The organism is Ruegeria sp. SAZA006, assembly GCF_059613465.1.
In genome coordinates, this window is sequence record NZ_JBXWSO010000004.1 from 383,754 (window position 1) to 397,517 (window position 13,764).

Annotated in this window: 16 protein-coding genes; 8 read left to right on the forward strand and 8 right to left on the reverse strand. The window is 63.0% G+C overall.

The window, feature by feature from the left end; translation table 11 throughout:
• Nucleotides 1–2 precede the first annotated feature (2 nt).
• The 3 genes from hflC to AC2FNZ_RS04620 all read left to right on the forward strand — a co-directional run bounded on the left by hflC (nucleotide 3) and on the right by AC2FNZ_RS04620 (nucleotide 2,714).
• Nucleotides 3–896 (forward strand): protease modulator HflC, encoded by an 894-nt coding sequence (hflC, locus tag AC2FNZ_RS04610; protein ID WP_093962523.1) that lies wholly within the window; start codon nucleotides 3–5, stop codon nucleotides 894–896.
• Nucleotides 896–1,090 (forward strand): DUF2065 domain-containing protein, encoded by a 195-nt coding sequence (locus AC2FNZ_RS04615; RefSeq protein WP_093962522.1) that lies wholly within the window; start codon nucleotides 896–898, stop codon nucleotides 1,088–1,090. Before hflC ends, AC2FNZ_RS04615 begins: the two co-directional genes overlap by 1 nt.
• 130 nt (nucleotides 1,091–1,220) lie before the next feature.
• Nucleotides 1,221–2,714, forward strand: a complete 1,494-nt coding sequence (locus AC2FNZ_RS04620) for a Do family serine endopeptidase (RefSeq protein ID WP_496839683.1) — start codon at nucleotides 1,221–1,223, stop codon at nucleotides 2,712–2,714.
• Between the two features lie 241 nt (nucleotides 2,715–2,955).
• On the opposite strand, the gene AC2FNZ_RS04625 is transcribed toward AC2FNZ_RS04620, so the two are convergent.
• The 5 genes from AC2FNZ_RS04625 to AC2FNZ_RS04645 form a co-directional block, all read right to left on the reverse strand.
• Nucleotides 2,956–3,624: a Crp/Fnr family transcriptional regulator gene (locus tag AC2FNZ_RS04625; protein ID WP_093962520.1), complete on the reverse strand. Its 669-nt coding sequence runs from the start codon at nucleotides 3,622–3,624 to the stop codon at nucleotides 2,956–2,958.
• A 131-nt stretch (nucleotides 3,625–3,755) separates the two neighbouring features.
• Complete coding sequence (locus AC2FNZ_RS04630; RefSeq protein ID WP_093962519.1) at nucleotides 3,756–4,361, reverse strand: inner membrane-spanning protein YciB; 606 nt, start codon at nucleotides 4,359–4,361, stop codon at nucleotides 3,756–3,758.
• Nucleotides 4,362–4,378: 17 nt separating this feature from the next.
• On the reverse strand, nucleotides 4,379–5,281 hold the full coding sequence (locus AC2FNZ_RS04635) for an EamA family transporter (RefSeq protein ID WP_093963009.1): 903 nt from the start codon (nucleotides 5,279–5,281) through the stop codon (nucleotides 4,379–4,381).
• Nucleotides 5,282–5,360: 79 nt separating this feature from the next.
• Nucleotides 5,361–6,512: a signal recognition particle-docking protein FtsY gene (gene ftsY / locus AC2FNZ_RS04640; RefSeq protein ID WP_496839684.1), complete on the reverse strand. Its 1,152-nt coding sequence runs from the start codon at nucleotides 6,510–6,512 to the stop codon at nucleotides 5,361–5,363.
• A gap of 57 nt (nucleotides 6,513–6,569) precedes the next feature.
• A complete protein-coding gene (locus AC2FNZ_RS04645; protein ID WP_496839685.1) occupies nucleotides 6,570–7,205 on the reverse strand; it encodes a lysoplasmalogenase in 636 nt (211 codons plus the stop codon).
• A gap of 127 nt (nucleotides 7,206–7,332) precedes the next feature.
• On the opposite strand from AC2FNZ_RS04645, the gene AC2FNZ_RS04650 reads away from it, so the two are divergent.
• Nucleotides 7,333–7,725, forward strand: coding sequence for a hypothetical protein (locus AC2FNZ_RS04650; RefSeq protein WP_496839686.1), 393 nt, complete (start codon nucleotides 7,333–7,335; stop codon nucleotides 7,723–7,725).
• Between the two features lie 13 nt (nucleotides 7,726–7,738).
• On the opposite strand, the gene xseA is transcribed toward AC2FNZ_RS04650, so the two are convergent.
• The gene (gene xseA, locus AC2FNZ_RS04655) at nucleotides 7,739–9,232 is read right to left on the reverse strand and encodes an exodeoxyribonuclease VII large subunit (RefSeq protein ID WP_496839687.1); all 1,494 of its coding nucleotides are present in this window, start codon (nucleotides 9,230–9,232) and stop codon (nucleotides 7,739–7,741) included.
• Between the two features lie 74 nt (nucleotides 9,233–9,306).
• Here xseA and purD point away from each other — a divergent pair, with 74 nt between their 5' ends.
• Entirely contained in the window at nucleotides 9,307–10,569 is a 1,263-nt protein-coding gene (purD, locus tag AC2FNZ_RS04660; RefSeq protein WP_496839688.1) for a phosphoribosylamine--glycine ligase, read from the forward strand.
• A gap of 78 nt (nucleotides 10,570–10,647) precedes the next feature.
• On the opposite strand, the gene AC2FNZ_RS04665 is transcribed toward purD, so the two are convergent.
• Nucleotides 10,648–11,394 carry an FG-GAP repeat domain-containing protein gene (locus AC2FNZ_RS04665; RefSeq protein ID WP_496839689.1) on the reverse strand — a complete coding sequence of 249 codons (747 nt, stop codon included), beginning with the start codon at nucleotides 11,392–11,394 and terminating at the stop codon, nucleotides 10,648–10,650.
• A gap of 32 nt (nucleotides 11,395–11,426) precedes the next feature.
• Nucleotides 11,427–11,750, reverse strand: coding sequence for a 2Fe-2S iron-sulfur cluster-binding protein (locus tag AC2FNZ_RS04670; RefSeq protein WP_496839690.1), 324 nt, complete (start codon nucleotides 11,748–11,750; stop codon nucleotides 11,427–11,429).
• A 262-nt stretch (nucleotides 11,751–12,012) separates the two neighbouring features.
• Here AC2FNZ_RS04670 and AC2FNZ_RS04675 point away from each other — a divergent pair, with 262 nt between their 5' ends.
• From AC2FNZ_RS04675 to AC2FNZ_RS04685, 3 genes are all read left to right on the forward strand, one after another.
• Entirely contained in the window at nucleotides 12,013–12,327 is a 315-nt protein-coding gene (locus tag AC2FNZ_RS04675; protein ID WP_093962513.1) for a hypothetical protein, read from the forward strand.
• Between the two features lie 102 nt (nucleotides 12,328–12,429).
• Nucleotides 12,430–12,867: an OB-fold nucleic acid binding domain-containing protein gene (locus tag AC2FNZ_RS04680; RefSeq protein ID WP_093962512.1), complete on the forward strand. Its 438-nt coding sequence runs from the start codon at nucleotides 12,430–12,432 to the stop codon at nucleotides 12,865–12,867.
• Nucleotides 12,868–12,906: 39 nt separating this feature from the next.
• Nucleotides 12,907–13,719, forward strand: a complete 813-nt coding sequence (locus AC2FNZ_RS04685; RefSeq protein WP_496839691.1) for a class I SAM-dependent methyltransferase — start codon at nucleotides 12,907–12,909, stop codon at nucleotides 13,717–13,719.
• The last annotated feature ends 45 nt before the right edge of the window (nucleotides 13,720–13,764 follow it).

Consider the following 13,764-nt stretch of genomic DNA (forward strand, 5'->3'; position numbering starts at 1 on the left):
CTATGCGCAAGACAACATTTATCCTGCCAGCCGTTTTCGTGGCGATCGTGATTGCCCTGTCGGCGGTCTTTATTGTGGACGAGCGTGAAAAGGCGCTGGTTCTGCAATTCGGCCGCGTGATCGACGTCAAGGAGGAGCCGGGCCTGGCTTTCAAGATTCCGGTCATCCAGGAAGTGGTGCGATATGACGACCGTATCCTCAGCCGCGAGGTCGGGCCGCTGGAAGTAACGCCACTGGATGACCGTCGTTTGGTGGTCGATGCCTTTGCCCGCTATCGCATCACCGACGTGCGCCAATTCCGCGAGGCCGTGGGCGCAGGCGGTATTCAGACCGCCGAGGCGCGCCTGGATTCGATCCTGCGCGCCAAGACCCGCGAAGTGCTGGGTTCGGTCAGCTCGAATGACATCCTCAGCTCGGACCGGGCGGCGTTGATGCTTCGCATCCGAAACGGCGCCATCACCGAGGCGCGGGATCTGGGCCTTGAGGTGATCGACGTTCGCCTGAAGCGCACTGACCTGCCGCAGGCCAACCTCGAAGCGACCTTTGCCCGGATGCGCGCCGAGCGCGAACGCGAGGCCGCCGACGAGGTCGCGCGTGGTGAGGAAGCCGCGCAGCGCATCCGCGCCCAAGCCGACCGCACCGTGGTTGAGCTGGTGTCGGAAGCCCGTCGCGAAGCAGAGATCGTCCGCGGTGAAGCCGACGCGCAGCGCAATGCGATTTTTGCCGAAGCCTACGGCAAGGACCCGGATTTCTTTGAATTCTACCGGTCCTTGACCGCCTACGAGAATGCCCTGCAGGGCAACAACAGCTCGTTGGTGCTGCGGCCAGATTCCGAGTTCTTCCACTATCTCCGGTCGTCCGAAGGGCGGTTGGGTGCCGCACCGGTGGCCGAGTGATGGGCATGATCCTGCTGGCCTTCGGGCTGGTGTTGATTGTCGAGGGGCTGGCCTATGCGCTGGCCCCTTCGCTTGTCGAGCGGATGCTTGAGGCGTTGCGCAGCATTCCCGAGCCGGCCCGCAGACTGGTCGGACTTCTTTGTGTGGTCAGTGGCTTCGTCCTGTTGTGGACGGCCAATCGGTTGGGGTTTTGATCGGTCGAAATAAACTGGCAGTGAATTCCTCAACTTCCCGAGTTGCGGGCGGTCACAAACTGACTACATTGTTTCCCAGCAAGCTGCTCAGGCAGCCACCAACAGAACAATGTCGACAAGGAGAGACCAAGTGCAGGCAGTAGCACGCAGTGTATCCGTCCGCCGGGACGATGTGGTGACGATGGCGCGGCTTTTATGGCTGGCCTTTGCCGCGGTTTCCCTTTTGTTGCTCCAGACGTTGGCTGCACAGGCCCGTCAGGAAAGCCTGGCGCCGCTGGTCAACCGGATCAGCCCGGCCGTGGTCAACATCACAACGACGACCTTGATCGAGGGGCAGTCGGGCGCGCAGGGGATTGTTCCCGAAGGGTCCCCCTTCGAGGACTTTTTCCGCGAGTTCCAGGACCGCAATGGCGACCAGGACAATCGCCCGCGCCGCAGCAATGCGTTGGGATCGGGCTTCGTGATTTCCGAGGATGGGTACATCGTCACGAACAATCACGTCATCGCAGAGGCGGATGAAATTCTGATCGAGTTCTTTCCCGGCGATGGTCAGCCTGGAAAAGAGCTGCCGGCCAAGGTCATTGGAACGGATGAGAAAACGGACATCGCGTTGCTCAAGGTCGAGGCGTCGGGTCCGCTGAAATACGTCACTTTCGGCGACAGCGACACAGCGCTTGTGGGGGACTGGGTGGTTGCCATGGGTAACCCGCTGGGCCAGGGGTTCTCGGTGTCGGCTGGGATCGTGTCGGCGCGTAATCGCGAGCTCAGCGGTTCCTATGATGACTATATCCAGACGGATGCGGCCATCAACCGAGGCAACTCGGGCGGTCCTCTGTTCAACATGGACGGTCAGGTCATCGGCGTGAACACCGCGATCTTGTCACCGAACGGCGGGTCGATCGGCATCGGGTTTTCGATGGCGTCGAACGTGGTGTCCAAGGTTGTCGATCAGTTGCGGGAATTCGGCGAAACCCGCCGCGGCTGGCTGGGTGTCCGCATTCAGGACGTGACCGAGGATATGGCTGAGGCGATGGGCCTCGACAAGCCGGGCGGTGCGCTGATCAGCGATGTGCCGGACGGTCCTGCCAAAGAGGCGGGTCTGCTCGCAGGGGATGTGATTCTCAGCTTTGATGGTGTCGAGGTGAAGGACACGCGCGGATTGGTGCGGCAGGTCGGTGAGACGCCGGTCGGCAAGTCCGTGCGCGTGGTCGTTCAGCGGGACGGCAGCACTCAGACCGTGCTTGTCACTCTGGGGCGTCGCGAGGATGCCGAGCGTGCGGAAACCGGTGATGATGATGGTGCGGAAGAGGCCCCGCTGGACGAGAATGCCGACATTCTTGGCCTGACGATTTCGCCGCTGACCGACGCGTTGCGCGAAGATCTGGGCCTGGACGCGGACGCGGATGGTCTGGTGGTGACGGATGTGGATGAAGCCTCCGAAGCCTACGCCAAGGGCCTGCGGGCAGGCGACCTGATCACCGAGGCTGGTCAGCAGAAAGTGTCGTTGATCGCCGATCTCGAGGATCGGATGGACGAGGCTCGGGAGGCGGGGCGCAAGTCGCTGCTGCTGCTGGTGCGCCGTGGTGGCGACCCGCGCTTCGTCGCGCTGAGCCTCGAAGAGTAGGACAGCCAGTTTGGTCAATATGATCGGCCGGGGCAGATGCTCCGGCCGATTTTCGTTTTGGTTGCAGAAATCAAAAGAGCCACACGCCGGGGAGGCGCGTGGCTCTGGTGCAGGGAGATGCCAGTGGACAGATATCGGGGATGATACTCTGGCACCCTACGGTAACAATTCATTACCTAATGGAAGCGAATCCCGTTGTATGTGAAGCGGATCACATCCGGGCCATTTTCCGGGCGGCAGGTCAGATCAGATCGGATTCGGCGAGTTGGCGCAGGGCGTCAAAGTCGTGGATCTGCAGCCCACCGCGCGAAGCCTCGACCACGTTCGAGCGCTTCCACGTCGAGATCGTCTTGGATACTGCCTCGCGCGTTGCGCCGACAAATTCCGCAAGCTCACTCTGCGACAGGGCGATGCGTTCGGACGGCGCGTCCTGCTGGTTGGCCAGAAGCAGAAGCTTTCGCGCAAGTCGCACCGGCATCGGCAGGAACACCTGCTCGTTCAACTGCGCTCCCATCCAGCGCATCCGCAGTCCGGCCAGCCGGATCATGTCCTCGGCCAGTTCGGGGTGCTTGCGGATTTGTTCCATCAGATCCTTTCGACGCACGCGCAGTACACGCGACGGCTCGGCTGCGGTGATCGTGGCGGTGCGCGGGCCGCTGTCGAAGAGGGCGATTTCGCCGAAAACCTCGCCCGGGCGCATCAGGCTGAGCGCCAACTTGCGCCCGCTCATGGCCAGGAAGGACACCTCCAAAGCGCCTTCCAGCAAGGCATAGAGGGCGTCACCCTCGTCGCCTTGTTCGAACAAGACCTCGCCGCGGTCCAGCGAGACAGAAGTGGCTAGCGCAGTGAGCATATCACGAAGCCGGTCTGAAGCTTCGGACAGGAACCCGCTGTTCGGAAAGGCGGTCATGGAAGACACGGTTCTCCGGATGAGTGGTGTGGGTGGTTTCCCAGCTTTCCACAGCTTTGGAGCTAAGCCAAGGATTTTATCCGGTTTTCCGAAGGTTTCCCCAAGGTTCGCCGGCCCGTGTCAGGGACGCATTACTGCTTGTCCGGATCGTCCATATAGCTTTGCAGAATACTGAATTGCAGCATCAGGAACCCCATCAGCGCGATGGGGAAGCCAAAGGTTTCGATCTTGACCCACAGATCGGTGGACAGGGTGCGCCAGACCAGTTCATTGGCCACCGCCAGCAAGGCGAAACATGCGCACAGGCGGCGGGTCAGGATCATCCAGCCCTCGTGGCGCATGGGCAGCATCTCGTCCAGAACATAGGCGAGGTAGGATTTGCCCTGCAGCAGGCCTATGCCCAGCATCAGCGAGAAGAACCCGTAGACCAGCGTCGTCTTCATCTTGAAGAACCGCTCGTCGTTGAACCAGGCGGTCAGGCCGCCGAAAAAGATGACCATGATGGCTGTGAAGATCTGCATCCGGCTGAGCTTGCCGGTCAGGTACCACAAGATACCCATCGCCCCCAGCATCAGCGGAACGAAGATGATGGTGGCCACGATGAAGCCGGAATATTCGGTGCCACCGATCAGAAAGCTGTCGTCGCGCAGGCGCAGGTAGATGAAGAAGAAGGCCAGCGGTGGTCCCAGTTCCAGCACCTGTTTCAGAAACGGATTGATCTCTTTCTTGTCTGCCATGCCTGTCGTCCTGCTGTTCACCCGCCCATTTCAACTATTACCGCGCCCAATGCAATCAGTGCCATCAGGATAATGCGCCGAGGTCCCACGGTCTCTTTCAGGGCCAGCCAGCCGATCAGGGCGGCAAAGACGGTCGAGGTTTCGCGCAGCACTGCGGCTTCGCCGACCTTGTCCAGCCGGGTGGCCAGCATGATCGCTCCGAAAGACATGGGGGCGATCAGCCCGCCTGCAAGCCCCCGCAGCATCAACGGCCCGATTGCCGGGCGGTGAACCATCGCCCGCCAGCGCAGGAAGGCGTAGATCGGCATTGTCGCCCCGTCGATCATGAAGAACCAGGCCAGAAAGGTGAACGGATCAGCCGTGGCGCGGATTCCGTAGGCGTCATAGGTGGTGTAGAGCGCCACGAAGAGGCCGGTTGCAACCGCAAGGGCCAATGCGATGCCCAAAGTCTCGCGGTTGGTTTCCAGGAAGCGGAAATTGTAGGCAGCCAATCCGAAGATACCGGTCAGCAGCACGGCAACGCCCAGCCATTGGGTGGGCGAGAAGGTTTCGTTGAACAGCAGATAGGCACCGATGACGGTGAACAGCGGGCCGGTGCCGCGCACCACCGGGTAGACCACGGTGTAGGACCCCTTGGTATAGGCCATCGCCTGCAGCGTCTTGTAGGCGACATGGATCAGCCAGACCACGGCAAATATCGGCCACATGAAGGGTTCGGGCCAGGGCACGACGAAGAACGCAAAGGGCGCGGCCATCAGGCAATAGCAGGCGTCGATCGCCCCGCGCGACAGCCAGGGGTCATGCCGACCCTTCTGCAGCGCGCCGAACACCGCGTGCAGGAAGGCCGCCATCAGGGCGAGACCAAGGGCCAGCCTGTGTCCGGCCTCTGTGCCTTCGAGGGAGATCAGCCAGTCGCTCACGCTGCGGGTCTTTCGCTGGTGGAGAATCTGGGGGGTTTCCACCCCCAGACCCCCGAGGATATTTGGGGCCAGATGAAGGTCAGTTGGGGTCGAGCCCTGTCAGGGCGGCGGCGAATTCCTCGGGGTCGAAAGGGGCCAGATCGTCGATCTGTTCGCCGACGCCGATGGCGTGGATCGGCAGGCCGAACTTGTCGGCCAGCGCCACCAACACGCCGCCCTTGGCGGTGCCGTCGAGCTTGGTCATCACAAGGCCCGAGACATCGGCCAGCTTGCGGAAGGTTTCCACCTGGCTGAGCGCGTTCTGACCGGTGGTGGCGTCGAGCACCAGAAGCGTGTTGTGGGGCGCCGTCTCGTCGATCTTGCGGATGACGCGGACGATCTTGGCCAGTTCCTCCATCAGGTCGGCGCGGTTCTGCAAGCGGCCGGCAGTGTCGATCATCAGCAGGTCGGCGCCTTCGGCTTGCGCCTTGGTCAGGGCGTCGAAGGCAAGCGAGGCGGGGTCGGAGCCTTCGGGCGCGGTCAGGACTGGAACTCCGGCGCGGTCGCCCCAGACCTGCAGCTGTTCGACGGCGGCGGCCCGGAAGGTGTCGCCCGCGGCGATGACCACCTTTTTGCCGGCGGCCTTGAACTGGCTGGCCAGCTTTCCGATGGTCGTGGTCTTGCCCGAGCCGTTGACGCCCACCACCAGCACCACCTGCGGGCGCTTAGGGTAGATCGGCATCGGTTTGGCGACCGGCTCCATCACGCGGGCGATTTCCTGCGCCAGCAGCTGCTTGATTTCCTGCGTCGAGAGTTTCTTGCCATAGCGCCCCTCGGCCATGTTGGCGGTGACGCGCAGGGCGGTGTCGACACCCATGTCCGAGGCGATCAGCAGTTCCTCGAGCTGTTCGAGCATGTCGTCGTCCAGCGTGCGACGCACCACCGGCCCGGCATCGCCGCGACCGAACAGACGCCCGATCAGGCCTTTGGATTGCGCCTGTTCCGGCAGTTCCGGCGGAGGCGGGGCGGGCGTCGGATCGGCCGGCTCGGGCGAGGGTGTCTCGACCGGTTGCGGCGTGGGCGCGGGTTCGGGGATTTCCGGGACGGGTTGCGGCTCGGGCTCGGGCTGGGGAATCACCGGGTCAGGGGCGGTGGTTTCTTTGCCGCCGTCCTCGACGATTGCCTCAAGCCCCTGTTCGAGGCGGGACGAGGATTTGAACAGCCGGTCCTTGAGCTTGGTAAAAAACGCCATCTTGGTCTCCGCAGGTGTTCCCTTCACCTAATGCGGAATGGCGGCAGTTGCAAAGGGTCAGGTGAAGGCGAGGAAAAAGCCGAACTGCGCACCCCAGTAGAGCGGCCAGACCAGATAGGGCGTCAGTCGCAAGGCCGGGTGTCCGGGCGGCAGCAGGAACCTTTCGGTTGCCAGAATCAGGTCCGAGGCGATGAAGGCCATCGCGGCCGGTAAAGCCCATCGCAGCGCTCCGGCCTCGGGCAGGGCCAAAACGGTGATGCCCATACCCAAAATGATCGGGATATAGGCCAGGACCGGTCCGCGCAGATCACCGGCCCGAGGGGCCAGCAGCGTGGCCATCACGATGCCCAGAATGACCAGCGTCCAGGCGTATCCGGGTTTGTCCAGGATCAGGTCGGTGTCGCCTGCGGGATGGGTCAGGAACAGGGCGATGTAAACCAGATGCCCGGCGGCGAACGCCCCGATGCCCGCCATGAAGGTGCCGTCGGTCTCACGCGACAGAAGGGCGTCGCCCAAGGCGCAGAGAGACAGCGCGAGGATCAGAAGCAGCGGGCCTGACTGCACCGCGGCCTCGACCGCCAACAGGGCGACGCTGGCGGTTTTCAGCGCCGTTCGCAGCAGGCTGGCCGGACGGGCCGTCAGGGCCAGGTAGGCCAGGGCACAGGCTAGCGCTGCGAGTACGAGTATCGTCATGTCCTGCCTTCCGATGGCACCGATGCAATGTAGTGTCGCCGCGAACCGAGTTTACGCTCAACCCATAACGTTGGGGCAGGGCGTTCCAAGATTGGCGCGCGGCCGTGGCATCTGCCAGAATGAAATGATGTGGATACGTTCGTTGATTCTCGGATCTTTGCTGGCCCAGCCGGTCGTCGCGCAGTCTCTGACAGGGGCGGAATTTGATGCCTATACACGCGGCAAAACCCTGTTCTACGGCTTTGGTGGAACGACCTATGGCGTCGAACGGTATTTGCCCAACCGGCGCGTGGTCTGGTCGTTTCTGGACGGCGACTGCAAGGAGGGCATCTGGTACGAACAGAATGACCAGATTTGCTTTGTTTACGAAGATCGCCCCGACCCGCAATGCTGGGTCTTTACCCGCTCGTCCCAAGGACTAATCGCGCAGTTCGAGGGCAACCCCGAAGCCACCGAACTGTATGAAGCAGCCGACGTCGACGAAGAAATGATCTGTTACGGGCCCGAGGTCGGCGTCTGAACGTGGGCTTTCGTCAGAACAGCGACCCTTGATCCGGGGCTGGTGGCTTGGACGGTTTCTTGGCGGTCGAGGTCGTCCCGGACAGCGGTGCGGTCTTCAATTCTCCATCGGCAAATTCGATGGTCAAAGCGGCGTGCTTGCTGGCCTGTGCCTTTGTGGTGACCACGCCGCTTTCGGCATGCACAACGGCATAGCCACGTTGAAGCGTGGCCTTGTAGCTGAGCGTCTCGCGCAACCGGTCGGTCGCATCCAGTTGCTGGCGAAGCCGGTCCAGCCGCAGTGTCTGCGCGGCCGTCATGCGCTGGGCCAGTTGGTTGACCCGGTCGCGCTGCTGCTGGATGTCCCGTTGGATCGGGCGGATCGAGAGACGCGAGGACAGGTTGTGCAGCGTGTCCCGCCGCGCGGCCACGAGGTTGCGCAGCGTTGACGGGCGCAGGTGCCCGGACAGTTCCACCACCTGCAGGCGGCGGTTTTGCACACCGCGTTGCAACGCTGGGGCTAGACGATCGGCAATCAGGTCCAGTCGCTGGCGCGGACCATCCAGTAGGGTCTCGGGGCGCGGCAGGGCGCGCGACAGATCGCGCAGGCGTTGGGCCCGGCGCTGCACGGCGTCGGTGGCTGCGCGGGACAGACGCGCGCCCTGTTCGCCGGTCCAGGCCAGCAGTTCCATCCGCACGGGAACCGCCAGTTCGGCGGCGGCGGTAGGGGTGGGCGCACGGCGGTCCGAGACATAGTCGATCAATGTGGTGTCGGTTTCGTGCCCCACGGCCGAGATCAGCGGAATCTCGGACTCGGCGGCGGCGCGGGCCACGATTTCCTCGTTGAAACCCCACAGATCCTCGATCGAGCCGCCACCGCGGGCGACGATGATCAGATCGGGGCGGGGCAGCGCGCCGCCGGGTGTCAGGCGGTTGAAGCCCTGAATGGCGTTGGCGACCTCCGCCGCGCAATTGGCGCCCTGCACGGCCACGGGCCAGATCAGCACCTTGCGCGGGAAACGGTCGCGCAGGCGGTGCAGGATGTCGCGGATCACCGCGCCCGAGGGCGAGGTGACGACGCCGATGATCTGCGGCAGGAAGGGCAGGGGCTGCTTGCGCTCGGGCGCGAAGAGCCCTTCGGATTCGAGCTGTTTCTTGCGTTTTTCCAGCAGCGCCATCAGCGCGCCTTGCCCGGCTACGGCCACCTCGTCGACGTTTAGGTTGTATTTCGACTGCGCGCCAAAAGCTGTGAGGCGGCCCGTGACGACGACTTCGAGCCCCTCTTCCGGCACCACCGACAGGCCCGCGATCTGGCCCTTCCAGGTGGTGCAGGCCAGCACGTTCCGGTCGTCCTTGATGTCATAGTACAAATGCCCCGAGCGCGCCTTGAACACACGCCCGACCTCGCCCCGTACGCGGATTCGGCCAAATGTACCTTCCAGCGTGCGTTTCACCTCGCCCGAGATCTCGGACACGGTGTATTCGGGGGTATTCTGGCCGGGAATCGGATCGTCAAGCAGGTCGGACATTTCAGCGCCTTGTTTCGATTGCCCGCGCAGCTTAGAACGCCGCGCAGGCAAGGCCAAGCAGATCGGAGACTTTCATGAACATCCTCATTCTCGGCAGCGGCGGGCGCGAACACAGCCTGGCCTGGGCGGTGATGCAGAACCCCAAATGCGACCGCCTGATCGTGGCGCCGGGCAATGCCGGGATCGCGCAGATCGCCGATTGCGCGGCGCTGGATATAGAGAATGGCGGCGCGGTGGTCAGTTTCGCCGAGGAAAACGCGATTGATTTCGTGATCGTTGGGCCGGAAGCGCCCCTGGCTGCCGGGGTGGCCGACCGGCTGCGCGAGGCGGGCATCCTGGTGTTTGGCCCTTCGGCCGAGGCGGCGCGGCTGGAGGCCTCGAAAAGCTTTACCAAGGAAATCTGCGATGCGGCCGGTGCGCCCACCGCTGCCTACGCCCGGTTCACCGAGGCCGAGCCGGCCAAGGCCTATATCCGCCAGCAGGGTGCGCCGATCGTGGTCAAGGCCGACGGTCTGGCCGCGGGCAAGGGCGTGATCGTGGCGATGGACGAGGCGACCGCGCTGGAGGCCGTGGACGACATGTTCGGCGGCGCCTTCGGCGGGGCCGGGGCCGAGGTGGTGATCGAGGAGTTCATGGACGGCGAAGAAGCCTCGCTATTCGTGCTGTGTGACGGCGAGAACATCCTGTCGGTCGGCACCGCGCAGGACCACAAGCGCGTGGGCGAGGGCGATACCGGCCTGAATACCGGCGGCATGGGGGCCTATTCTCCGGCACCGGTTCTGAGCCCCGAGGTCGAGGAACGTGCGATGGAACAGATCGTGCGCCCGACGATGGCCGAGATGGCCCGGCGCGGCACGCCGTTTCAGGGGGTGCTGTATGCCGGGCTGATGATCAAGGACGGGCAGCCGAGGCTGGTGGAATACAACGTGCGCTTTGGCGACCCGGAATGTCAGGCGCTGATGATGCGTCTGGGGGCGCAGGCGCTGGATTTGATGCACGCGGCGGCCGAGGGACGGCTGGGCGAGGTGCGGGTCAACTGGGCCGACGATCACGCCTTGACCGTGGTGATGGCCGCGCAGGGCTACCCTGGGGCATATGAAAAAGGCAGCGTGATGAACGGGCTGGATGACTTGCCCGAGGACAGCAGCCATATGGTCTTTCATGCCGGCACCAAGGCGCAGGACGGGCAGATAGTGGCCTCAGGGGGCCGGGTTCTGAACGTGACGGCGCGCGGAGCAACACTGCAAGAGGCGCGTGACAACGCTTATGCGATGGTCGAGGCCATCGATTGGCCGGGCGGCTTCTATCGTCGCGATATCGGGTGGCGGGCGCTTTGACGGTTTGAGGGTCCGCAGGTAAAGGGGCCTCGGCCGACGGCCTCACCTCGGGATTTCTTGACCAGATGAATCCCCGGATCAGCAGTTCAGCGCGCTCATAAGGGCTTGTCGGTTTTTCAACGGGCCAAGATCCTGGGTTTGCCAGCCGCCATCGTAGCGGACAGCAATGATCCGGCGCCAATCGCCGCTGGCGACGATCAACTCAGGCTGGCCGTTGCAGGTACGAAGGCCGCCTGAAATGAAATCCTCTCCGATCCGGTGATTGGTCAGGCCGGGGAGCGCGGCGATTTCCGTCAGTCGGCCGTCGGCAAATCGCCAAATGCGCAGGGTCTTGGCCAAGTGGGGGCGATCGACATAGGCAATTTCAATATGCCCGTCGCGATTCAGGTCTGCCGCTCCGACCGGAGCCAGCCAGCGGAAACGGGTGCCGATATGCGGTGTCGCCGCCATGCGGCCCTGCGGGCCGTAGATGGCAAGCCGAGCGCCCTGTCGTGCGTCACTCTCCACCGCGACGACTTCTGGAAGACCGTCGCCCGTGACGTCGACCAACCGGGGAGCGAGGTCTTCGAACACCAGATGATCGGGCAGCGTAAAGCTGCGGTGTTTGCCATCTGAAAGCGTGAGTTCAATCGAACCCCATTCGATCTGGTCACCCAGAACGCCGTGGGGATAGCGGGTGGTCGGATCCGTGTAGCGGGCGGTCGCTATGGTTTCGGCGGCCAAGGCAGGACCCGCTAGCCACAGGCACACAGCCATCAGCGCGCCGCGCACGCGGCATGGCCAAAAGCGCACCGCCGGACGCGGCGCTTTGAAGCCGCAGCGCATGCCGCCGGACGAGCGGGGCATGCGCCGTCGCATCAGATCTGCTTTTCCGGCATCTGGACGACCAGCCCGTCCAGTTCTTCCGTCACCTTGATCTGACAGGTCAGGCGCGAACGGGCCGGGTCGGGCTCGTAGGCGAAGTCCAGCATGTCTTCTTCCATGTCGTCCTTGGCAGGCAGTTTCTCGACCCAATCGGGATGGATGTAGACGTGACAGGTCGAGCAGGCGCAGGCGCCGCCGCAATCGGCCTCAATGCCGGGAATGTTGTTGTCACGGGCGCCTTCCATGACGGTCAGGCCGTTGGCGACCTCGACTGTGTGTTCGGTGCCGCCATGCTCGACATAGGTGATCTTTGCCATTGCTCGCGTCTTCCTTCTGCGGTGTTCAGGTTCCTCATTAGTCAAGGGATTTAGGTCTTTCCAGTGCCATTTGCGACCAATCTGGGCGTGATCGGGCAAACGGCCCGTCATTGTCGCCCAAATTCCACGCGTTCGCGCCGCAACCGAATGGTTTGACCGGGGTTTTCCATCAAAGGTTGATGCGCGGATAGCGGTTTCGATTGTTGCGTGCATGGATTTGTGTTCAGGTCGTGAGACCGTGATTTGATAAGGGAGTGAGCAGATGCCGTTGACGGTTCAGGACGCAAAGATTGTGGTTGGGATGAACGAGCGGGGCGATGCCGAGCATGACATTGCCGCGTGGTTTGGCGAAAGCCAGGCGAAAATCGTGGAGGTGATCGACGGGATCAGCCATGGTGCATTGGCAGCAGCGAATGACGATGAGCTTCATCCGGTCGGAGCGCCGGGCCCCAAGGCTCTGCGGTTGCGCAGTGACGTTTTGCGGGCGCTGGATGCGTTGGACGGGGATGACCTGGCCAAGGCCAAGGCGGTTCTGCGGGAAGGTTTGGCCACGTTCAACGCGCATGACGCCAAGTGACATTGGTCTGCGCTGCGGCCGCGCGTAGCGCATGACCTTTCTGGCTGTGGTTTCGGTCCCCTGCATCTGGACATTCAAGGTATTTGTTCTATTTTTGTTCTCATGCGTATCGCATCGACACCACAGCCCAGTTCGGGCCGCCCATGGCCCAGACCACCGGCCTGCCTTCCAGCCGACCGACTGGACGACCCGCCCGAGGGTGCGCGGGTTGCTGTGGCGGGATTGGTGATCCTGCGGCAGCGGCCTGGTACGGCCAAAGGGGTGATTTTCATCACGCTCGAAGACGAGACCGGCATCGTGAACGTGATTGTCTGGCGCAAGATCTATGAGCGGTTCCGCCGGGCGGTGATCTCGGGGCGGTTGCTGCGGGTGACCGGGCGGATGCAGCGGGCCCATGCGGTGACCCATGTGATCGCGGAAGAGATCGAGGACATCTCGGGCATGCTGGACCTGCTGGTGCGGGGTGACGGGGCGGATGCCTGTCGGCCTCAGCCGACTGCAGAGCACAATGAGTTCGCCAAAACGCGCAATTTCGGCTAGTCTTTTGCATCATGCGGTTGCCGGGGGGGGGGAGCGCAGATGTCGACGAATTCGACTGGTTTCGTAGGCAATATTCCAAGTCATTACGACGAGGGGTTGGGTCCGAATATCTTCACTGACTACGCGGACAGACTTGCCGCCCGTTGCGCCGAAGAGCCGGTGGCCAAGGCCATCGAACTGGCTGCGGGCACGGGGATCCTGAGCCGCAAGCTGTGCGATGTGCTGCCGAGTGAGACCCAAGTTTTGATCTCGGACCTGAACGCGCCCATGCTGGAGGTTGCAAAGGCCAAGTTCACGGCGGCGGATAGCGTCGAGTTCGCGGTCGTCAACGCGATGAATCTGCCGTTCGAAGACGGCGCGTTCGACATGATTACCTGCCAGTTCGGGGTCATGTTCTTTCCCGACAAACCCGCTTCGTTCCATGAGGCGGCGCGGGTGCTCAGACCGGGTGGGCGCTATGTTTTCAACGTGTGGAGCTCGATGTCCGAGAATCCGTTCTCGCAGGTCGCGCACGATGTGGGCGCATATTTCTTTCCGCAGGATCCGCCGGGATTCTACAAGGTACCGTTTCACTATGGTGACCCCGAGGCTGTCCGGGCCGATCTGAGGGCCGCAGGCTGGACGGATATCCAACACGAAACGATCCGGTTGACGAAGACCATCGTCAACCCGGAAGCCTTTGCCCAAGCTCTGGTTTTTGGCAACCCGTTGGTCGATGAAATACGAGAGCGCGGCGGCGTGGATCCCACGGACGTGGCGGCGCGGATGTTCTCTGAATTGAAGCGTGCCTTTGCTCCGCAGGGCATGGCGATGCCACTGTCAGCGACCACGTTCGTCTGCCGAAAGACCTGACGCTATGTCGCGCACACTCCGACCCGGGTCAGAAAATACCCGATG